Source organism: Enterobacter quasihormaechei (genome assembly GCF_004331385.1).
Taxonomy (GTDB): domain Bacteria; phylum Pseudomonadota; class Gammaproteobacteria; order Enterobacterales; family Enterobacteriaceae; genus Enterobacter; species Enterobacter quasihormaechei.
Map to the genome: position 1 here is coordinate 1 of NZ_SJON01000015.1, position 20,795 is coordinate 20,795.

Consider the following 20,795-nt stretch of genomic DNA (forward strand, 5'->3'; position numbering starts at 1 on the left):
CATGGCGGGTGGCGCTGCGCTTACCCGCCCTACGAAAACAATACATAATCTACAGACGAAAAAAAAGACGTCTTTCGACGTCTTTCTTCTGGAATATTGGTACCGAGGATGGGACTCGAACCCACAAGCCCGTTAGGGCACTACCACCTCAAGGTAGCGTGTCTACCAATTCCACCACCTCGGTACGGAATACTTACTGCGGGATATCGCTGGTTGGCTTAGCCGGTGCAGCTGGCTGAGTCTGCTCAGTTTTGGCTGGCGCGCTCAGATTTTCCCACTCGCTTCCTTTACTGGTCTTGTTGCTGTTGATATTGCCCAGCACCAGACTGATGATGAAGAACAGCGTAGCCAGAATCGCCGTCGTGCGGGTCATGAAGTTCGCAGAACCACTTGAACCGAACAGCGTACCGGAAGCGCCTGCTCCGAAGGAGGCTCCCATATCAGCGCCTTTACCTTGTTGCAGCATGATCAGCGCTACGAGAGCGATGGCTACAATAAGGAAAATAACTAAAAGAGCTTCGTACATAATCAACCTGTTCCTTGCGGATTTGCCGCATACCAATGCTTCGACCAATTAGCAGGATTTTGTTTCCCACTGAAGCGGGTGTGAATACTAACCAAAGCGAATCACCTTCGCAAGGGCATTTTCGAGGCATTGTATCAACTGCGGAAAAAAACAGCAAAAAGCCATGAATTGCTTAAAACAAAGGCGGCAAACGCCGCCTTTTTAAACACTTATTCTGAAAGATTATGCAGCTTTAACTGCGTCCGCTATGCGGTGCGCAAATTCGGTCACCTGTGCTTCGTCTTCACCTTCCACCATTACGCGGATCAGCGGCTCCGTACCTGACTTACGCAGCAGGACGCGACCGCGGCTGCCAAGCGCAGCTTCAACGTCTGCCATCACCGCTTTCACGTTATCATTTTCCAGCGGATCGCCTTTACCGGCAGTGAAGCGCACGTTCACCAGGATCTGCGGGAACATTTTCATGCCGCTGCAAAGGTCGTGCAGGCTCATGTGGTTACGCGCCATCGCGGCAACCACCTGAAGCGCCGCCACAATGCCGTCACCGGTGGTGGTTTTATCGAGCAGGATCACGTGGCCGGAATTTTCCGCGCCAATACGCCAGCCTTTCTCCTGGAGTTTTTCCAGCACGTAGCGGTCGCCCACTTTCGCGCGCACAAACGGAATACCCAGCTGTTTCAGCGCCAGCTCCAGACCCATATTGCTCATCAGCGTGCCCACCGCACCGCCGCGCAGTTGCCCCTGACGCAGGCCTTCACGGGCAATGATGTAGAGGATCTGATCGCCATCGACCTTATTACCTTCGTGGTCAACCATGATCACGCGGTCGCCGTCGCCGTCCAGGGCGATACCCAGATCGGCTTTTTCAGCCAGCACGCGCGCCTGCAAGGCACGCACGTCTGTCGCCCCGACTTCTTCGTTGATGTTCAGGCCGTCCGGCTCGCAGCCGATGGTGATCACTTTCGCGCCCAGCTCGCGGAAAACATTCGGCGCAATGTGGTAAGTCGCACCGTTTGCACAGTCCACCACAATTTTAAGGTGTGCCAGACTCAGTTCATTCGGGAAAGTGCCTTTGCAGAATTCAATGTAGCGGCCTGCGGCATCGACGATTCGGTTTGCTTTACCCAGCTCAGCGGAGTCGACGCAGGTGATCTCTTTTTCCATTTCCGCTTCAATGGCCTCTTCTACGTCATCCGGCAGCTTGGTGCCGTCGATGGAGAAGAATTTGATACCGTTGTCGTAAAACGGGTTATGAGAAGCTGAAATGACGATACCCGCTTCCGCACGGAAGGTGCGGGTCAGATAGGCAACAGCAGGGGTCGGCATTGGACCCGTAAAGGAAGCTGAAAGCCCCGCCGCCGCCAGCCCGGCTTCCAGCGCGGACTCCAGCATATAACCCGAAATACGGGTGTCTTTCCCAATAATGATCTTACGGGATCCATGACGCGCCAGTACCTTACCCGCCGCCCAGCCCAGCTTCAGGACAAAGTCAGGGGTAATTGGCGCATCGCCTACGCGCCCACGGATGCCATCGGTACCAAAATATTTACGATTACTCATAGCGTTTGTTTTCCTTCGCTGCCAGTGTGGCTTCCACCACACGCATGGCTTCTACTGTTTCTTTTACGTCATGGACACGAATGATGTGTGCACCTTGCATCGCGGCAATCACCGCGCAGGCCAGACTGCCGCTCAGACGTTCGCTCGGCCCAACATTCAGTAACTGACCAATCATCGATTTTCTCGACATTCCCACCAGCAGTGGCAGGCCGAACTGATGAAATTCTGATAAGCGCGCAAGCAACGCGTAATTGTGGGAGAGATTTTTACCGAAACCGAAGCCCGGGTCGAGCAGCAATTTCTCTTTTGCGATACCCGCACGTTCACAACGTTCGATATGCTCAATAAAGAAGCGGCTGACGTCAGCAAACACATCTTCATACTTTGGCGCTTCCTGCATTGTCTTCGGCTGCCCCTGCATATGCATCAGGCACACCGGTAGCCCGGTCTCCGCGGCGGCTTCAATCGCGCCCGGCTCGGTCAGCGAGCGGATATCATTGATAATGTGAGCGCCCACTCTCGCCACTTCACGGATCACTTCGGGTTTAGAGGTATCCACGGAGATCCACACTTCAAAGCGCTGGGCGATAGCTTCCACCACCGGCACCACGCGCGCCAGCTCTTCTTCCACCGAAACGTCCGCCGCGCCAGGCCGCGTTGATTCCCCGCCAACGTCAATGATAGTGGCACCCGCGTTGATCATTAAATTCGCGTGCTTAACCGCGTCGATGAGCGAGTTATGCGTGCCGCCGTCAGAGAAGGAATCAGGCGTGACGTTCAGGATCCCCATCACATGCGGATGTGAAAGGTCGAGATGCGAGTCCTGGGCGAAGAGTTTCATGGTGAATTCCCTGGAATTAATATGGTTAAACAGATAAGAAAAAACCCCGGAGCAAGCTCCAGGGTTTGAGGTACAGACAAACGCTTCAACAGCAGTGACTTACTTGTCGCCCAACTGCTCTGACATGGTGTTGCCCGGGTTTGGCGTACGCGGTTCATCGACCGGACGCGGCGCACGCGGGGTGCCATTGTTGTCAGAATTGTTAGACGCACCTGGGTCTTCCCAGCCTGCTGGCGGACGCACTTCGCGGCGAGCCATCAGGTCGTCAATCTGCGGAGCATCGATGGTCTCATATTTCATGAGCGCATCTTTCATCGAATGCAGGATGTCCATATTGTCGTTCAGGATCTGACGGGCGCGAGCGTAGTTACGTTCAATCAGCGCTTTCACTTCCTGGTCGATGATACGTGCCGTTTCATCGGACATATGTTTCGCTTTCGCCACAGAGCGGCCCAGGAACACTTCGCCCTCTTCCTCTGCATACAGCAGCGGACCGAGTTTGTCGGAGAAGCCCCACTGCGTCACCATGTTACGCGCCAGGTTTGTCGCCACTTTAATGTCGTTCGACGCACCGGTGGAAACATGTTCCGCACCGTAGATAATCTCTTCCGCCAGACGACCGCCGTACAGGGTTGAAATCTGACTTTCCAGCTTCTGACGGCTGGCGCTGATTGCGTCGCCTTCAGGCAGGAAGAAGGTCACACCCAGTGCACGACCGCGCGGAATAATCGTTACCTTGTGTACCGGATCGTGTTCCGGCACCAGACGGCCAATAATCGCGTGACCTGCTTCGTGGTACGCCGTGGACTCTTTCTGCGCTTCCGTCATCACCATGGAGCGACGTTCCGCACCCATCATGATTTTGTCTTTCGCTTTCTCGAACTCCACCATGGACACCACGCGCTTGTTACCGCGAGCGGCGAACAGTGCAGCTTCGTTGACCAGGTTAGCCAGGTCTGCACCGGAGAAGCCTGGAGTACCGCGCGCAATGATAGCCGCGTCGATATCTGGCGCCAGCGGTACGCGACGCATGTGCACTTTCAGAATCTGTTCACGACCGCGAACATCCGGCAGACCGACCACAACCTGACGGTCGAAACGACCTGGACGCAGCAGCGCAGGGTCGAGGACGTCCGGACGGTTAGTTGCCGCGATAACGATAATACCTTCGTTACCTTCGAAGCCGTCCATCTCAACCAGCATCTGGTTCAGGGTCTGCTCACGCTCATCGTGTCCACCGCCCAGGCCTGCGCCACGCTGGCGGCCTACGGCGTCGATTTCATCGATGAAGATGATGCACGGTGCTGCTTTCTTGGCCTGTTCGAACATGTCACGCACACGAGATGCACCGACACCCACGAACATTTCAACGAAGTCAGAACCTGAAATAGTAAAGAACGGCACCTTCGCTTCACCCGCGATGGCTTTCGCCAGCAGGGTTTTACCGGTACCCGGAGGGCCGACCATCAGGACGCCTTTCGGGATCTTACCGCCCAGTTTCTGGAAACGGCTCGGCTCGCGCAGGTATTCAACCAGTTCACCGACCTCTTCTTTCGCTTCGTCACAGCCTGCAACGTCAGCAAACGTGGTCTTGATCTGGTCTTCCGTCAGCATACGCGCCTTGCTCTTACCGAACGACATGGCACCTTTGCCACCGCCGCCCTGCATCTGGCGCATAAAGAAGATCCAGACGCCAATAAGCAGCAGCATCGGGAACCAGGAAATGAAGATAGAAGCCAGCAGGCTTGGTTCTTCTGGCGGCTCGCCTACCACTTTGACGTTTTTGGTCAGAAGGTTATCAAGCAGCTTAGGATCGTTCACCGGGATGTAAGTCGTGTAACGGTTACTATCTTTCTTGGTAACGTTGATCTCACGTCCGTTGATACGCGCTTCGCGAACCTGGTCCTGATTGACCTCTTGCAGGAAGGTAGAATAATCCACCTTGCGGCCATTCGACTCGCTGGGCCCAAAGCTCTGGAATACTGACATCAGCACAACGGCAATGACCAGCCAGAGTATTAGGTTTTTCGCCATGTCACTCAAGGGATTAACCTCACATTACAACTGTGTTAAAAACAGCGTCAGGATACTCTATATCCAGTTTCATTCAAACTTTCGTCTGAAATCTCCCGGTTATCATTTTCGCCCGGTCGCTACAATATACACTTCACGGGAACGGGCCCGGGAAGAGTCCGGCTTACGAACTTTGACCTTCGCAAACAGGGAGCGAATTTCCTTAAGATACTCCTCGAAACCTTCGCCCTGAAACACCTTCACAACAAAACTACCACCAGGCGCTAGTACATCACGACACATTTCTAACGCTAGTTCCACCAGATACATGGCGCGGGGGATATCCACCGCCGGTGTTCCGCACATATTTGGTGCCATATCCGACATGACAACCTGGACCTTGCTGTCACCAACACGATCAAGTAATGCTTTAAGCACTAATTCATCACGAAAGTCGCCCTGAAGGAAGTCGACACCAACGATGGGATCCATTGGTAAAAGATCGCATGCGATGATTCGTCCCGTTCCGCCGATCTGCGTAACCGCATACTGGGACCATCCGCCAGGTGCCGCACCGAGGTCGACTACCGTCATTCCCGGTTTAAAAAGTTTGTCACTTTGCTGTATTTCATCAAGTTTAAACCAGGCGCGGGAACGCAACCCCTTTTTCTGCGCCTGTTGAACATATTTATCGCTAAAGTGTTCCTGAAGCCAGCGGCTGGAGCTGGCAGAACGCTTTTTACCTGTCATTTAACATTTCCGTCCTGGTTCATCGTTGCTTGCCTGTGACGTAAATTTCTACGCAGCTATTTGGCGATATTAGGGAGATGGCGGTAGAATGAACCGTTTTCAATCCCAACGTAAGCAAAAATATACGATGAATCTGAGTACTAAACAAAAACAGCACCTTAAAGGTCTGGCACATCCGCTCAAGCCTGTAGTGATGCTTGGCAACAATGGTTTGACCGAAGGGGTGCTTGCCGAGATTGAACAAGCGCTGGAACACCACGAGCTGATCAAGGTGAAAATCGCCTCTGAAGACAGAGACACTAAAAACCTGATCGTGGAAGCCATCGTGCGCGAAACCGGCGCCTGTAATGTACAGGTCATCGGTAAAACGCTGGTGCTCTATCGCCCATCTAAAGAGCGTAAAATCTCGCTGCCACGTTAAGGATATCCTGAATCAATCACATTTTCTGTGTGAAACGAGGGATTTCTTTCAGCAGGCGAGCAAAATGCCATGCTCCTTGAGTTGATAAAAGGCCGCTATGCGGCCTTTTTCTTTTCTTTACAATGTATCAACATCTTAGAAGAGAAGCGAATTACAGGTATTCAACCTTAATAATTTCGTATTCCACTTCGCCGCCCGGGGTGCGGATAGTCACAACATCGTCCTGCTCTTTGCCAATCAGGCCGCGAGCAATCGGGGAGTTCACCGAAATCAGGTTCTGTTTGAAGTCCGCTTCGTCATCACCCACGATGCGGTAGGTTTGTTCTTCGTCGTTGTCCAGATTCAGGACGGTGACGGTAGAACCGAAGATCACGCGACCGTTGTTTGGCATTTTAGTGATATCGATAACCTGCGCATTGGACAGTTTCGCTTCGATATCTTTGATGCGCCCCTCGCAGAAGCCCTGCTGTTCACGCGCCGCGTGGTATTCAGCATTCTCTTTCAGGTCGCCATGCTCACGCGCATCCGCGATAGCGGCGATGATTTCAGGGCGACGTACGGATTTCAGAAAATCCAGCTCTTCGCGCAGTTTTTCGGCACCACGTAAGGTCATCGGAATAGCTTGCATTTGTTATACCTCTTAAACATTCCTGTTGGGAGCAGTGTTCCCTGCTCCAGCCCACCTGAACAGGCCAGAAGCAAAAAGAAAACCGACCCGGGAGCAACGCCCCAGGTCAGCAGCAATTTTTCAATTTGATACGCATTTTACCGCGAAGTTCACTATGGGTCATCGTTTACTTTACAGTGCCATGCACCGTAGTATGACGGTTTGTTTTCGGGTTGTTAGCGCGAGATTATGCGATTTTCCAGTTTTATCATCGGATTGACCACCAGTATAACGTTCACCGTTCAGGCCGCGAATGTTGATGAGTACATTAATCAGCTGCCCGCCGGCGCGAACCTTGCCCTGATGGTGCAAAAGGTTGGCGCGCAGGCCCCCCAGATTGACTATCACAGTCAACAGATGGCGCTGCCTGCGAGTACCCAGAAGGTGATCACTGCCCTCGCCGCCCTGCTCCAGCTCGGGCCTGACTTCCGTTTTACCACCACCCTTGAAACCAAAGGTAACGTCTCGGGTGACGAACTAAAAGGCGATCTTATCGCTCGTTTTGGTGGCGATCCCACCTTTAAGCGCCAGGATGTCCGCAACATGGTAGCGGCGCTAAAAAAATCCGGCGTGACAAAAATCGACGGAAACGTCCTGATCGACACCTCCATTTTCGCCAGCCACGATAAAGCGCCCGGCTGGCCGTGGAATGACATGACGCAGTGCTTTAGCGCCCCGCCAGCCGCCGCAATCGTCGACCGTAACTGCTTCTCCGTTTCGCTTTACAGCGCGCCTAAGCCCAATGACTTAGCGTTTATTCGCGTTGCCTCATACTACCCGGTCACGATGTTCAGCCAGGTACGGACGCTGGCGAAAGGCTCCCCGGAGGCGCAGTATTGCGAGCTGGATGTGGTACCGGGCGATCTCAACCGCTATACGCTCACCGGCTGCCTGACCCAGCGAGCTGACCCGCTGCCGCTGGCCTTCGCCATTCAGGACGGTGCGGGCTATGCCGGGGCCATTTTCAAAGACGAACTGAAGCAGGCGGGTATCACCTACACCGGAACGCTGCTGCGCCAGACGCAGGTGAATGAACCAGGCACTGTGATCGCCAGCAAACAGTCTGCGCCACTGCATGATTTGCTTAAGATTATGCTGAAAAAGTCGGATAACATGATTGCCGACACGGTGTTCCGCATGATTGGGCACGCGCGCTTTGGCGTGCCGGGCACCTGGCGGGCCGGTTCTGACGCCGTACGTCAGATCCTGCGCCAGCAGGCGGGTATCGATCTGGGCAATACGATCGCAGTCGATGGTTCCGGTTTATCGCGCCATAACCTGATCTCGCCGGCCACCATGATGCAGGTATTGCAGTACATCGCTCAGCATGACGCTGAGCTAAACTTTATCACGATGCTGCCGCTGGCCGGGCACGACGGTTCACTTCAGTACCGCGCGGGGCTTCACGCTGCGGGCGTGGACGGCAAAGTGTCAGCCAAAACGGGTTCTTTGCAGGGTGTTTACAACCTTGCCGGTTTCATCACGACAGCCAGCGGACAACGTATGGCATTTGTGCAGTATCTCTCCGGGTATGCCGTCGAACCGGCCGACCAGCGCAATCGTCGTATTCCACTGGTGCGTTTCGAAAGCAGGCTCTATAAGGACATCTACCAGAATAACTAGTGATGAAACTACTCATAGTTGAAGACGATCTGTTATTGCAGGAAGGGTTAGCGCTGGCGCTGGGGAATGAGGGCTACGCTCTGGACTGTGCCGCCACGGCCGCTGAAGCAGATGCCCTGATCCAGAGCGGAGAATACAGCCTGGTGATCCTGGACTTGGGCCTGCCAGATAAAGACGGCGCGACGTTGCTCTGCCAGTGGCGTCGTCGCGGAGTGGAAAATCCCGTATTGATTCTTACCGCCCGCGATGCCATTGAAGACAGAATTAACGGGCTGGATTCCGGGGCTGACGATTATCTGGTAAAACCCTTCGCCCTTGCCGAGCTACAGGCGCGCGTACGGGCACTGATTCGGCGCTATCAGGGCCACAGCGACAACCTGCTGACGGACGGGGATATCACCCTTAATCTGCAAACCCAGCAGGTGCTTCGCCAGTCTCAGCCTGTGGAAGTGACGCCAAAAGAGTTCGCTCTGCTGACGCGCCTGATCATGCGCAGCGGGCATACCGTGCACCGTGAGACGCTGCAACAGGACATCTACTCCTGGCAGGACGATCCGGGTTCAAACACGCTTGAAGTGCACATTCATAATCTGCGGCGCAAGCTCGGTAAAGATCGTATCAAAACCGTACGCGGCGTGGGTTACCGTCTGGAGAGCCAGAAATGAACAGTATGCGCCGGCGATTAATGGTGTTGCTGGCGGTGATACTGCTCTTTTTTCAACTGATTAGCGTGGTCTGGCTATGGCATGAGAGCCGCGAGCAAATCGGTTTTCTGGTGAACGAAACGTTGTCTGCAAAAGCGCGCAACAACCATGTTGAAAAAGAGATCCGCGAAGCCATTGCCTCTCTGCTGGTCCCTTCTCTGGTGATGGTCGGATTTACCCTGTTTTTCTCATTCTGGGCAGTCACCTGGATCACCCGGCCACTCAACCAACTTCGCGCCAGCCTTGCGAACCGCTCGGCGGATAATCTGACTCCCCTGCCGATGTATTCGGATATGGAAGAGATAGGCGCAGTAACCGCGTCGCTCAATCAACTGCTTGCCCGGCTGGACCACACTATCCAGCAGGAACGCCTGTTCACCGCCGATGCGGCGCATGAATTACGAACGCCGCTTGCGGGGATCAGGCTTCATCTGGAGCTGATGGCCCAGTCCGGTTCTCCGCAGGCCACGCCACTCATAAGCCGTATCGACCAGCTGATGCATACGGTAGAACAGCTGCTGATGCTGGCGCGTGCCGGCCAGGCGATGGCCAGCGGCCATTACGATACCGTGAACTGGACAGAGACTATCATCGCCCCGCTCAGGCTGGAACATGAAGCTAAAGAGCATACGGTGATATGGCCTGCTGAAAGCACGCTGACGGTGCAGGGAGATGCCGTTCTGTTACGTCTGATGTTAAGGAACCTTCTGGAGAATGCCGCCCGCTACAGCCCGGCAGGCACAACCATTGAAGTGGCATTAACGGCGACGGAAGGCGGTACCCGGGTCAGCGTTACCGATCAGGGGCCGGGTATAGATGAGGCGCACCGACAGTCGATTACCGAACCTTTCCGACGCCTCGACCAGCGCTACGGCGGCAGCGGCCTTGGGCTGAGTATTGTACAGCGTATCGTGCAGCTCCATCATGGTCATTTAACGCTGGAAAACGGTGCTGAGGGCGGCTTAATCGCCAGCTGCTGGCTACCCGCGAAGATAGGATAAAAAAGCCCCGTAAGGGGCTTTATGCAGGGCTTAGTGCTTGTAAATGAACTCGACGCCTTCTTCGTCGTCTTCATCCCAGTCATCGTCCCAGTCTTCATCATCTTCTTCCGCCTCCAGCTCTTCGAGCTGCTGGCGGTGGTAGTCATCCCACATGAATTCGACTTTTTCAGGCTGTTTCGCTTCTTCTGCCTGAACAACCGGATTCTCGATGATAAAGGTCATTACATCCCAGCAGAGTTCTTTCACGCCAACCTGGCTGGCGGCAGAGATCAGATAGTACTTATCTTCCCAGCCCATCGCTTCGGCAATCGCTTTTGCCTTCGCTTCAGCTTCCGCTTTGTCCATCAGGTCGATCTTGTTGAACACCAGCCAGCGTGGTTTTTCCGCCAGTTTTTCACTGTATTTTTCCAGCTCGCCGATAATGATACGGGCGTTTTCAACCGGATCGGAACCGTCGATCGGATCGATGTCGATAAGGTGCAACAGTACGCGGCAACGCTCAAGGTGCTTCAGGAAGCGAATACCCAGACCGGCGCCTTCTGCCGCCCCTTCAATCAGACCCGGAATGTCAGCTACCACAAAGCTCTTTTCGTTATCCATACGGACAACGCCCAGGCTCGGCACCAGCGTAGTAAACGGATAGTCCGCCACTTTTGGTTTCGCCGCAGACACTGCACGGATAAACGTTGATTTACCGGCGTTTGGCATACCCAGCATACCTACGTCTGCCAACAGCATCAGTTCAAGTTGCAGGTCGCGCTTATCGCCCGGGGTACCCATCGTTTTCTGACGCGGGGTACGGTTAACGGACGATTTGAAACGGCTGTTACCCAGACCGTGCCAGCCGCCTTTCGCCACCATCAGGCGCTGACCGTGTTTGGTCATATCGCCCATGGTTTCGCCCGTGCCCTGATCGATGACACGCGTACCCACCGGCACTTTGATCGTCACGTCTTTACCGCGTTTACCGGTACAGTCGCGGCTCTGGCCGTTCTGGCCACGCTCGGCGCGGAAAGATTTTTCGAAACGGTAGTCGATCAGCGTGTTGAGGTTTTCATCCGCCTCCAGCCACACGTCACCACCATCGCCACCGTCACCGCCGTCAGGGCCGCCACGAGGAATATATTTTTCACGGCGGAAGCTTACACAACCGTTACCGCCATCACCTGCCACGACCAGAATCGTCGCTTCATCAACAAACTTCATTTTACTCTCCGTAACTCATTCGCCTGAGCGGGGGACTATTACAACCGCTTCATTTTTGCGCCAACGTCCCCAGAGACGATGACCAATGGCGGAATACATCGCGCCCGCAACCACGACAAACGCACCGAGATAACCCAACAGGTTGAGCATCGGCTTGACGAAGACATCGGGCCAGGCCATTGATAACAAATCTGAAAATAACAGCGTAAACAGCGGGGTAAGCGTGATTAGGGCGCTCACCTGTGCTGCCTGCCAGCGCGCCATGGCTTCCGCCAGCGCGCCATAACCAATCAGCGTATTCAGCCCACAAAAAATGAGGCACGCCAGTTGCCAGTCGCTGAGCTGGGTAATCACACCCGGCTTCGCTAACGGCAATAATGCCAGTGTACACAAAGTGTACAGCAAAAAGAGGATCTGCTGTGAGGCAAGACGGCGCAATAACACCTTTTGCGCGACGCCATAACTCACCCAGACCGTTGCTGCACCCACCCCGAAAATGACACCCCAGGTGTAATCCGTCAGGCGGGTAAAAATCTCGATCAGGCTGGTGTTAAAGAACATCACCAGACCGCAAAGCAGCATGCTTGCCCCGATGATCTGCGTGCCGCGCATCTTCTCCTTGAGGATAAAGACGCTGGCGACCATCATGCCGACCGGTGAAAGTTGCCCAATCACCTGCGACGCTGTAGGGCTAAGATATTGCAGGGAGGAGCTGAACAGAATGAAGTTCCCGAACAGACCGCCCGTTGCGATAGCCAGTAATACCAGCCAGCGCGGTTTTCGGAAGATGCGCAGCGGTGGCAGCTTACCTTTGACGGCCAGAATGGCGCCCAGGCCAATGCTTGCCATCAGGAAGCGATAAAACACCACCGTAGGCGGTTCCATCACTTCCAGTACCTGCTTCATTGCAATTGGCAGCGCACCCCAGCACATTGCGGTAGTGAGCGCCAAAAGAATACCAATGCCGGCCTGCTGCTTCATGCCCGTTTTCCCTACAGAAAATTTTCCGGGTTTCCAATGTAAAAAGCCCCGCAACACGTTGCGGGGCTTTAATCCGTTACCGGACCGAGAAAACCTTACTCAGCAACGATGCTGATGTATTTACGGTTGTTCGGGCCTTTAACTTCAAATTTCACTTTACCGTCTGCTTTAGCAAACAGAGTGTGGTCACGACCGCAACCTACGTTGGTACCCGCGTGGAACTTGGTGCCACGCTGACGAACGATGATGCTACCCGCCAGAACGGATTCGCCACCGAAACGCTTAACGCCCAGGCGTTTAGCTTCTGAATCGCGACCGTTACGTGTGGAGCCGCCAGCCTTTTTATGTGCCATTTAAATCTCTCCTCAGGTCTTAGGCGCTGATGCCAGTAATTTTTACATCAGTGAACCACTGACGGTGGCCCTGCTGCTTACGATAGTGTTTACGACGACGAAACTTAACGATTTTAACTTTCTCGCCACGACCGTGAGCAACAACTTCAGCTTTGATAACGCCGCCATCAACGAAAGGAACGCCGATTTTGACTTCTTCACCGTTTGCGATCATCAGAACTTCTGCGAACTCAACAGATTCGCCAGTTGCGATGTCCAGCTTTTCCAGGCGAACGGTCTGACCTTCGCTTACTCGGTGTTGTTTACCACCACTTTGGAAAACCGCGTACATATAAACTCCGCTTCCGCGCACATCCTCGTATGATTCAGAGTGCGCTATAAATATTCACAATAGGGCGCGAATATTACGCAAAACGCGAGCCTTTGACAAGTGCTACCATCAATACATGAAGAAAAAAAACACAACACGTACGGTAACGTTTATCTGAGCCGTTTTTTCAGTACAATCAGCAATACTATTTATAAACCGAAACCCTTTGTGTACCCATCTCGTGTGGGATAAACAGGATAAAAAGCCCGGCTTTTGCGATGAATTTAGAAAAAATCAATGAGTTAACCGCGCAAGATATGGCGGGTGTGAATGCAGCAATCCTGGAGCAACTCAACTCTGACGTTCAGCTGATCAATCAGTTGGGCTATTACATCGTCAGCGGCGGCGGTAAACGTATTCGTCCGATGATTGCCATTCTGGCCGCACGCGCGGTTGGCTATCAGGGGAACGCCCACGTCACAATCGCGGCGCTGATCGAATTTATCCACACCGCCACCCTGCTTCACGACGATGTTGTGGATGAATCAGACATGCGTCGGGGTAAAGCCACCGCCAACGCCGCGTTTGGTAATGCGGCAAGCGTTCTGGTCGGGGATTTTATCTATACCCGCGCTTTCCAGATGATGACCAGCCTTGGCTCGCTGAAGGTGCTGGAAGTGATGTCAGAAGCGGTGAACGTTATCGCTGAAGGTGAAGTCCTACAGTTGATGAACGTTAACGACCCGGACATCACCGAAGAAAACTACATGCGGGTGATTTACAGCAAGACCGCACGTCTGTTTGAAGCCGCTGCGCAGTGCTCCGGGATTCTGGCAGGCTGTAGCGAAGCGCAGGAAAAAGGGCTTCAGGACTATGGCCGCTATCTCGGTACCGCATTCCAGCTGATTGATGATTTGCTGGACTACAGCGCGGATGGCGAAACGCTCGGTAAAAACGTCGGTGATGACCTGAACGAAGGCAAGCCAACGCTGCCGCTGCTCCACGCGATGCACAATGGCACACCGGATCAGGCGAAAATGATCCGCGAGGCTATCGAGCAGGGAAATGGTCGCCATCTTCTGGAACCAGTACTGGAAACAATGGCAGTCTGTGGCTCCCTGGAATGGACGCGTCAGCGTGCAGAAGAAGAAGCAGACAAAGCCATCGCCGCCATTCAGGTCATTCCTGACAGCCCATGGCGTGATGCGCTAATCGGCCTCGCGCACATCGCCGTCCAGCGCGATCGTTAATCCCCTCCTCGTCTCCCTGCGCTCCGCAGGGAGATTCCAGTACGCGCCAGTAAATTACATTTCCGTGTAAGCTCATCAGGTTACAGGCCGCATGTATAAAGCCATGCCTTATTCTGAATATTGCTTATCGTAACATGAACTTTTTAGAACAGATGTTCTAAGTGAGTATAGTAATGCTGTCTTTTCACACGAAAAGGCGTGGACGATAACGAACACAAGGACAGCATTATGGATACAAAATTCATCGACTGGCATTCTGCTGACATTATTGCGGCACTGCGTAAAAAAGGGACATCGCTGGCTGCCGAATCACGTCGCAACGGGTTGAGCTCGTCGACGCTGGCAAATGCACTGACCCGCCCATGGCCGAAGGGGGAGCTGATTATCGCGAGAGCGCTGGATACGCATCCGTGGGTGATATGGCCGTCACGCTACCACGATCCCATTACCCATGAATTTATCGACAGAACGCGCATGATGCGTCAGAGCAAAACGAAGAAAGCACATCAGGACTGATGCACCGGGATTTACAGGAACAGCAATCCCCCGGCCTGTTCTGGCAGGGGGGTGCCGGAACGATTACTCGCCCTTCACACGCTCGATATTCGCACCCAGCGCGCGCAGTTTGTCTTCAATGCGCTCGTAACCACGGTCGATGTGGTAGATACGATCGACAACGGTAGTGCCTTCCGCAATACACCCTGCCAGTACCAGACTCGCAGACGCGCGCAGATCGGTCGCCATCACCTGCGCACCGGACAGTTTTTCAACGCCGTGACAGATGACCGTGTTGCTTTCAATCTCAGCATGCGCACCCATACGGATCAGCTCCGGGACATGCATGAAACGGTTTTCGAAGATGGTTTCCGTGATGAAGCCCGTGCCTTCGGCCACCAGGTTCAGCAGCGTGAACTGCGCCTGCATATCCGTCGGGAAGGCCGGGTGTGGCGCAGTGCGCACGTTAACGGCTTTAGGACGCTGCCCGTGCATATCCAGGCTTATCCAGTCTTCACCGATTTCAATGTCCGCACCCGCATCGCGCAGCTTCGCCAGCACCGCATCCAGGGTATCCGGCTGTGCGTTACGGCAGACAATCTTACCGCCAGAAATGGCCGCCGCCACCAGGAAGGTCCCGGTTTCGATACGGTCTGGCAGGACGCGGTACACGCCGCCACCCAGACGCTCAACGCCTTCGATGGTAATACGGTCCGTGCCCTGCCCGCTGATCTTCGCACCCAGTGCGACCAGGAAGTTCGCGGTGTCCACGATTTCCGGTTCACGCGCGGCGTTTTCGATGATGGTAGTGCCTTCTGCCAGCGTAGCAGCCGACATGATGGTCACCGTTGCGCCCACGCTCACTTTGTCCATGACAATGTGCGCGCCTTTCAGACGACCATTGACGGACGCTTTCACGTAACCTTCTTCCAGCTTGATCTCCGCGCCCAGCTTTTCCAGGCCAAAGATATGCAGGTCGACGGGACGCGCACCGATAGCGCATCCGCCCGGCAGTGAAACCTGACCCTGACCGAAACGCGCCACCAGCGGCCCAAGGGCCCAGATGGAAGCACGCATGGTTTTCACCAGCTCATACGGTGCTGAGAAGTTGTTCACGTTGCTGGCATCGATCCAGACGGAACCGTTACGCTCCACTTTGGTGCCCAACTGGCCGAGCAACTTCATGGTCGTGTCGATATCTTTCAGCTTCGGTACGTTCTGGATCTCTACCGGCTCTTCTGCGAGCAGCGCAGCGAAAAGAATGGGCAGCGCGGCGTTTTTAGCGCCAGAAATTGTGACTTCGCCCTGGAGACGCGTGGGTCCCTGTACACGAAATTTATCCATTGTTTGCTCTCTTATAAATTCAACCGTGCTGCGGGCGCTTCGCCCCCAGCTCAAAAACCGTTTAGTTTGCGATCGCGTGCCCACTCCTGTGGGGTGAACGCTTTAATCGACAGGGCGTGAATGCGGTTGTCCGCAATGTATTCCATCAGCGGCGCGTACACAGCCTGCTGTTTTTTCACGCGACTCATTCCGTCGAACATCTCACCCACAGCAATAACCTGGAAGTGACTGCCATCGCCAGAGACGTGGGCTTCCTGAAGGGAGAGTGCATTCATCAGCACAGTCTGGATTTCATTATTTTCCATGGGGTCTACATCATCTGATAGTGAAAACAAGCCCAACATCTTAGAGCAAAGTGGCGCGGTCTTAAACAAGCAAAAAGCCCCGACGCGTAAACTGTCGGGGCTTTCGGAAGTAACGTACTGAAAAAATTAGCGAGGTAATACGTCTTCGGGCAAATTGTAAAGCTGTGCAAGGGTGACGACGTTGTCGCTTACCCCCGTCAGGGTGACGCTGCTCCCCTGCTTTTTGCCCGTGGCAACCAGGTGCGCCAGCAGCGCAATACCGGCGGTATCTACCCGCGTGACGCCATGTAGATCAATCCGCGTCACGCCCTGCATCGCGTCATGGCGAGCGTCCCACAGCGGGTTAAGCAGATCCTGATCCAGCTCTCCCGTCAGCGTCAGCGTCTCGCCGTCTCGCGCCCAGCTAAGCTGCTGCGACATTACTTCTTCTCGTCCAGGGTAATTTTCTGACGAGAGATAGACTGAAGCTGAGCCGTCAGGCCATCAATACCTTTGGTGCGCAGTAGATCGCTCCACTCGTTCTGTTTAGTGGTGATCATGCTTACGCCTTCGGCGATCATGTCATACGCCTGCCAGTTTCCGGTCTGGCTGTTCTTACGCCACTGGAAGTCCAGGCGAACCGGCGGACGGCCGTTTGGATCGATAATTGTCACGCGGATAGGAATGATGGTGGCATCGCCCAGCGGCTGTTCAGGGGCAATCTGATAGGTCTGACCGTGATACATCGCCAGCGCCTGGCCGTAAGCCTGTTTCAGGTATTCACGGAACGCCGCGAAGTAAGCCTCGCGCTGCGCCGGGGTCGCCTCTTTGTAATAACGGCCCAGTACCAGCGCGCCCGCATACTTGATCTGCACATACGGCAGCAGCTCCTGATCCACGACATCACGCAGATAGTCAGGGTTAGAGCGGATTTTTGGCTGTTCGTTTTTAAGACGGTCGAAGGTTTTCTTCGCAGCCTCATCCATCAGTTTGTACGGGTTACTCTGATCCGCAGCGTGTACCGCAGTCAGAGGGGCAATGACCAGCATGGCAACCATTAACAGTCGTTTAAACATGAATGACTTCTCCTGAAATTAATTCGTCGCGCCTGGCGTCGGTTCGACGTTGGTGTGGTCTTCACTCTGCGCAGGGGCATCGTCAGACTTTTTATCATCCCCTTTACTGTTGTAAAGGAACTGACCAATCATATCTTCCAGCACCATCGCTGACTTGGTATCCTGGATTACGCTACCGTCTTTAAGGATAGACGTTCCCAGCTCAGGATCTTCAAAACCAACGTTGAGGGCCAGATATTGCTCCCCCAGCAGGCCAGAAGTGCGGATAGAGAGCGAGCTGGTGTCAGGAATGTGGTTATAGCGCTCTTCGATATCCATCGCGACGCGCGGCAGATACGTTTTTTCATCAAGCGTAATGTCCGCTACACGTCCGATGACGACGCCACCAATACGCACCGGCGAGCGCGCCTTCAGGCCGCCGATATTATCGAAGGTCGCGTAGACGCGATACGTCGGCTCGGCGCGAACAGAGGTAATGTCCGCCGCTCGCAGGCAGATGAACAGCGCGGCCAGCAGCGCCAGAAGCAGAAACACGCCAACCCAAATTTCATTTTTTCTCGTTTGCATGAACTCAATTCCCAAACATCAGTGCGGTGAGCACAAAATCCAGACCCAAAACGGCCAGCGACGAATGTACGACAGTACGCGTCGTTGCGCGGCTAATGCCCGCCGACGTCGGAATGGCATCGTAACCATTAAACAACGCAATCCAGGTAACCGTCACAGCGAAAACCACGCTCTTGATCAGACAGTTCACCAAATCCATCCGCAGATCGATGGCGTCCTGCATGGCAGACCAGAAGAACCCGGCATCAATGCCTTTCCAGTTGACGCCGACCAGCGCGCCGCCCCAGATACCGACCGCCACAAAGAGGATAGTCAGTAACGGTAAGGAGATAACCCCGGCCCAGAAGCGCGGTGAGATCACCCGGCGCAGCGGATCGACCGCCATCATCTCCATGCTGGAAAGCTGCTCGGTGGCGCGCATCAGGCCAATTTCCGCCGTCAGTGCTGACCCGGCACGCCCGGCGAACAGCAGCGCGGCAACCACCGGCCCGAGTTCACGCAGCAGCGAGAGCGCCACCAGCATGCCAAGGCTGGTTTCCGCGCTGTAGGTTGTCAGCACCAGATATCCCTGCAACCCCAGCACCATGCCGATAAACAGCCCCGACACGATGATGATAAGCATCGACAGTACGCCGACGTTATAAAGCTGCCGCACCAGTAACGGCGCATGCTTGCGGAACTCCGGTTTGCCAACCAGCGCGTTGAACAACATTAATCCGGCACGCCCGAACGTACTGATGGTTTTTAGGCCACGGTGTCCAAGACCCGCCAACGCATTTAACAGCATGAGTGGCTTAACTCCCTATTCCCAGTAAATCGTCATGATAGTTGCCTGCCGGATAGCGGAAAGGCACCGGCCCATCTGCGATACCGTCCAGGAACTGCCGCACGCGCGGATCGCCATTCTCCTGCAACGCCTGAGCGCTGCCGTGGGCGACGATCTTTTTGTCAGCCACAATATAGGCGTAATCAGCAATGCTCAGCACTTCCGGCACGTCGTGGGAAACCACCACGCAGGTGACGCCAAGGGCGCTGTTCAGTTCTGAAATGAGCTTCACCAGTACGCCCATAGTGATAGGGTCCTGCCCGACGAACGGTTCGTCGAACATGATTAAATCCGGTTCAAGGGCAATAGCACGCGCCAGCGCGGCGCGGCGCGCCATCCCGCCGGAGAGTTCGGACGGCATGAGTTTCGCCGCCCCCCGCAACCCCACGGCTTCGAGCTTCATCATCACCGTGCTGTGCAACAGCGCAGGAGGAAGATGGGTGTGCTCACGCAGTGGATAGGCCACGTTGTCAAATACGTTCATATCGGTGAACAGCGCACCCGACTGAAAGAGCATGCTCATTCGTTTGCGAACCGTGTAGAGGCGCGAGCGAGACATCTCCGGAACATTTTCACCGTCGAAGAGAATTTCGCCGCTGTCAGGGGGGATTTGCCCGCCGATAAGACGCAGCAACGTTGTTTTACCGATCCCTGACGGCCCCATGATGGCGGTGATTTTACCGCGCGGCACGGTCAGCGAAATATCATCAAATATCACCCGGCTGCCGCGAGAAAAACTGACGCCCCGGACATCGACTATATTCGCCATCGTTTGGCTCATTTATGGTTCCTTACTTACCTTGCTTCACGGCTGGCATGAAGCGTAAATCAGCCCTAAACCCCGCATTTTTACAGAATATTCACTATTGGGGTTAGCTAAAGCTGGCATTTGTTTTACTTTTCCGGCGCATAAAGTCAAAATTAGGAATTCGTCACGTCTCAGACTTCATCTGGCGCCAGAATCCGTGCGCAGTGGACCAGCGAGTATACCTGAAGAAAGGACTTTTGATGCTTTTAGCAACAGCACTGTTAATAATTGGTTTACTGTTGGTGGTCTACAGTGCTGACCGTTTGGTCTTTGCCGCATCCATTCTTTGTCGTCTCATTGGCATGCCGCCCATCATTATCGGGATGACGGTGGTCAGTGTAGGCACATCGCTTCCTGAAATCATTGTTTCTGTTTCAGCCTCGCTGCATGGTCAGGTCGACCTCGCTATCGGCACCGCGATTGGCTCTAACATCGTCAATATATTACTGATTTTAGGCTTAGCCGCATTGCTGCATCCATTTCGCGTCCATTCTGATGTTTTGCGCCGCGAATTGCCGCTAATGTTAGTCGTTAGCCTGCTGGCTGGCTACGTGCTTTACGACGGGGTGCTGAGCATTGATGACGGTATATTCCTGCTCGCCCTGGCCGGGATCTGGTTGCTTTACAGCGTGAAAATCGCGCGTCTGGCGGAAAAACAGGGCAACGATAGCCTCACGCGTGAGCATCTCGCCGAGCTGCCCAGGGAAGGCACCTTACCCGTCGCCCTGCTGTGGCTGGGCGTCGCGTTGATCATCATGCCGATGGCCACGCGGATGGTCGTCGACAACGCGACGGTACTGGCGAACGCGTTTGCGATGAGCGAACTGACAATCGGTCTGACGGTCATCGCCATCGGCACCAGCCTGCCAGAGCTGGCCACCGCCATCGCCGGGGCGCGTAAAGGTGAAGATGATATCGCCATCGGCAATATCATTGGCTCTAATATTTTCAATATCGCGATCGTGACGGGTCTGCCGGCGCTGATCTCGCCGGGGCCGTTTAACCCCATGGTCTTCACGCGCGATTACGGTGTGATGCTGCTGGTCAGCGTCATTTTCGCCCTGCTCTGCTGGCGGCGAAAAGAGCAGATCGGCAAAGGCGCAGGCGCGCTGCTGACGGGTGGATTTATCGTATGGCTGGCGATGCTGTACTGGCTCTCGCCACTTCTCTCTGGGTAAACGGAAACGCA

The 20,795-nt window shown here is 54.5% G+C and carries 24 protein-coding genes and 1 tRNA gene; 7 read left to right on the top strand and 18 right to left on the bottom strand.

Annotated elements, in window-relative coordinates; all coding sequences use genetic code 11:
- Positions 1 to 97 precede the first annotated feature (97 nt).
- From E0L16_RS17005 to rlmE, 6 genes are all read right to left on the bottom strand, one after another.
- Positions 98 to 184, bottom strand: a tRNA-Leu gene (locus E0L16_RS17005).
- Between the two features lie 9 nt (positions 185 to 193).
- Positions 194 to 526, bottom strand: a complete 333-nt coding sequence (secG, locus tag E0L16_RS17010) for a preprotein translocase subunit SecG (RefSeq protein WP_003861803.1) — start codon at positions 524 to 526, stop codon at positions 194 to 196.
- A gap of 222 nt (positions 527 to 748) precedes the next feature.
- Positions 749 to 2,086: a phosphoglucosamine mutase gene (glmM, locus tag E0L16_RS17015; protein WP_006812119.1), complete on the bottom strand. Its 1,338-nt coding sequence runs from the start codon at positions 2,084 to 2,086 to the stop codon at positions 749 to 751.
- On the bottom strand, positions 2,079 to 2,927 hold the full coding sequence (gene folP, locus E0L16_RS17020) for a dihydropteroate synthase (RefSeq protein ID WP_063451045.1): 849 nt from the start codon (positions 2,925 to 2,927) through the stop codon (positions 2,079 to 2,081). Before folP ends, glmM begins: the two co-directional genes overlap by 8 nt.
- 99 nt (positions 2,928 to 3,026) lie before the next feature.
- Entirely contained in the window at positions 3,027 to 4,961 is a 1,935-nt protein-coding gene (gene ftsH, locus E0L16_RS17025; protein ID WP_003861810.1) for an ATP-dependent zinc metalloprotease FtsH, read from the bottom strand.
- Between the two features lie 102 nt (positions 4,962 to 5,063).
- Positions 5,064 to 5,690, bottom strand: a complete 627-nt coding sequence (rlmE, locus tag E0L16_RS17030; protein WP_003861812.1) for a 23S rRNA (uridine(2552)-2'-O)-methyltransferase RlmE — start codon at positions 5,688 to 5,690, stop codon at positions 5,064 to 5,066.
- A 127-nt stretch (positions 5,691 to 5,817) separates the two neighbouring features.
- Between rlmE and yhbY the strand changes: the two genes are divergently transcribed.
- Positions 5,818 to 6,111, top strand: a complete 294-nt coding sequence (yhbY, locus tag E0L16_RS17035; protein WP_003861814.1) for a ribosome assembly RNA-binding protein YhbY — start codon at positions 5,818 to 5,820, stop codon at positions 6,109 to 6,111.
- A 151-nt stretch (positions 6,112 to 6,262) separates the two neighbouring features.
- Here yhbY and greA read toward each other — a convergent pair whose 3' ends face one another.
- Entirely contained in the window at positions 6,263 to 6,739 is a 477-nt protein-coding gene (greA, locus tag E0L16_RS17040; protein WP_014171793.1) for a transcription elongation factor GreA, read from the bottom strand.
- Between the two features lie 228 nt (positions 6,740 to 6,967).
- Here greA and dacB point away from each other — a divergent pair, with 228 nt between their 5' ends.
- The 3 genes from dacB to pmrB are packed head-to-tail and all read left to right on the top strand — an operon-like array spanning position 6,968 to position 10,106.
- Positions 6,968 to 8,401: a serine-type D-Ala-D-Ala carboxypeptidase gene (gene dacB, locus E0L16_RS17045; protein WP_131637508.1), complete on the top strand. Its 1,434-nt coding sequence runs from the start codon at positions 6,968 to 6,970 to the stop codon at positions 8,399 to 8,401.
- Positions 8,402 to 8,403: 2 nt separating this feature from the next.
- Positions 8,404 to 9,066 (top strand): two-component system response regulator PmrA, encoded by a 663-nt coding sequence (gene pmrA, locus E0L16_RS17050; RefSeq protein ID WP_131637510.1) that lies wholly within the window; start codon positions 8,404 to 8,406, stop codon positions 9,064 to 9,066.
- The gene (gene pmrB, locus E0L16_RS17055) at positions 9,063 to 10,106 is read left to right on the top strand and encodes a two-component system sensor histidine kinase PmrB (RefSeq protein ID WP_063867566.1); all 1,044 of its coding nucleotides are present in this window, start codon (positions 9,063 to 9,065) and stop codon (positions 10,104 to 10,106) included. Before pmrA ends, pmrB begins: the two co-directional genes overlap by 4 nt.
- 30 nt (positions 10,107 to 10,136) lie before the next feature.
- Here pmrB and cgtA read toward each other — a convergent pair whose 3' ends face one another.
- From cgtA to rplU, 4 genes are all read right to left on the bottom strand, one after another.
- Positions 10,137 to 11,312: an Obg family GTPase CgtA gene (gene cgtA / locus E0L16_RS17060; protein ID WP_063451039.1), complete on the bottom strand. Its 1,176-nt coding sequence runs from the start codon at positions 11,310 to 11,312 to the stop codon at positions 10,137 to 10,139.
- Between the two features lie 15 nt (positions 11,313 to 11,327).
- Positions 11,328 to 12,293 (bottom strand): DMT family transporter, encoded by a 966-nt coding sequence (locus tag E0L16_RS17065; RefSeq protein ID WP_131637512.1) that lies wholly within the window; start codon positions 12,291 to 12,293, stop codon positions 11,328 to 11,330.
- A 95-nt stretch (positions 12,294 to 12,388) separates the two neighbouring features.
- On the bottom strand, positions 12,389 to 12,646 hold the full coding sequence (gene rpmA, locus E0L16_RS17070; protein ID WP_003861831.1) for a 50S ribosomal protein L27: 258 nt from the start codon (positions 12,644 to 12,646) through the stop codon (positions 12,389 to 12,391).
- A 19-nt stretch (positions 12,647 to 12,665) separates the two neighbouring features.
- Complete coding sequence (gene rplU / locus E0L16_RS17075; RefSeq protein WP_003025032.1) at positions 12,666 to 12,977, bottom strand: 50S ribosomal protein L21; 312 nt, start codon at positions 12,975 to 12,977, stop codon at positions 12,666 to 12,668.
- Between the two features lie 257 nt (positions 12,978 to 13,234).
- Here rplU and ispB point away from each other — a divergent pair, with 257 nt between their 5' ends.
- On the top strand, positions 13,235 to 14,206 hold the full coding sequence (gene ispB / locus E0L16_RS17080; RefSeq protein WP_063451038.1) for an octaprenyl diphosphate synthase: 972 nt from the start codon (positions 13,235 to 13,237) through the stop codon (positions 14,204 to 14,206).
- A gap of 228 nt (positions 14,207 to 14,434) precedes the next feature.
- Positions 14,435 to 14,722: a DNA-binding transcriptional regulator SfsB gene (gene sfsB / locus E0L16_RS17085; RefSeq protein WP_063451240.1), complete on the top strand. Its 288-nt coding sequence runs from the start codon at positions 14,435 to 14,437 to the stop codon at positions 14,720 to 14,722.
- A gap of 63 nt (positions 14,723 to 14,785) precedes the next feature.
- Here the strand turns inward: sfsB and murA are convergent, their stop codons facing one another.
- From murA to mlaF, 7 genes are all read right to left on the bottom strand, one after another.
- Positions 14,786 to 16,045 (bottom strand): UDP-N-acetylglucosamine 1-carboxyvinyltransferase, encoded by a 1,260-nt coding sequence (murA, locus tag E0L16_RS17090; protein ID WP_006812128.1) that lies wholly within the window; start codon positions 16,043 to 16,045, stop codon positions 14,786 to 14,788.
- A 50-nt stretch (positions 16,046 to 16,095) separates the two neighbouring features.
- Positions 16,096 to 16,350, bottom strand: a complete 255-nt coding sequence (gene ibaG, locus E0L16_RS17095; protein ID WP_003861840.1) for a BolA family iron metabolism protein IbaG — start codon at positions 16,348 to 16,350, stop codon at positions 16,096 to 16,098.
- 126 nt (positions 16,351 to 16,476) lie between these two features.
- Positions 16,477 to 16,770 carry a lipid asymmetry maintenance protein MlaB gene (gene mlaB / locus E0L16_RS17100; RefSeq protein WP_131637514.1) on the bottom strand — a complete coding sequence of 98 codons (294 nt, stop codon included), beginning with the start codon at positions 16,768 to 16,770 and terminating at the stop codon, positions 16,477 to 16,479.
- Positions 16,770 to 17,405, bottom strand: coding sequence for a phospholipid-binding protein MlaC (gene mlaC, locus E0L16_RS17105; RefSeq protein ID WP_063451036.1), 636 nt, complete (start codon positions 17,403 to 17,405; stop codon positions 16,770 to 16,772). Before mlaC ends, mlaB begins: the two co-directional genes overlap by 1 nt.
- A gap of 18 nt (positions 17,406 to 17,423) precedes the next feature.
- Positions 17,424 to 17,972, bottom strand: coding sequence for an outer membrane lipid asymmetry maintenance protein MlaD (gene mlaD / locus E0L16_RS17110; protein ID WP_063451035.1), 549 nt, complete (start codon positions 17,970 to 17,972; stop codon positions 17,424 to 17,426).
- Positions 17,973 to 17,976: 4 nt separating this feature from the next.
- Positions 17,977 to 18,759: a lipid asymmetry maintenance ABC transporter permease subunit MlaE gene (gene mlaE, locus E0L16_RS17115; protein WP_003861848.1), complete on the bottom strand. Its 783-nt coding sequence runs from the start codon at positions 18,757 to 18,759 to the stop codon at positions 17,977 to 17,979.
- Positions 18,760 to 18,766: 7 nt separating this feature from the next.
- Positions 18,767 to 19,579, bottom strand: coding sequence for a phospholipid ABC transporter ATP-binding protein MlaF (mlaF, locus tag E0L16_RS17120; RefSeq protein ID WP_131637516.1), 813 nt, complete (start codon positions 19,577 to 19,579; stop codon positions 18,767 to 18,769).
- A 227-nt stretch (positions 19,580 to 19,806) separates the two neighbouring features.
- Here mlaF and E0L16_RS17125 point away from each other — a divergent pair, with 227 nt between their 5' ends.
- Complete coding sequence (locus tag E0L16_RS17125) at positions 19,807 to 20,784, top strand: calcium/sodium antiporter (RefSeq protein ID WP_063867564.1); 978 nt, start codon at positions 19,807 to 19,809, stop codon at positions 20,782 to 20,784.
- Positions 20,785 to 20,795 lie beyond the last annotated feature (11 nt).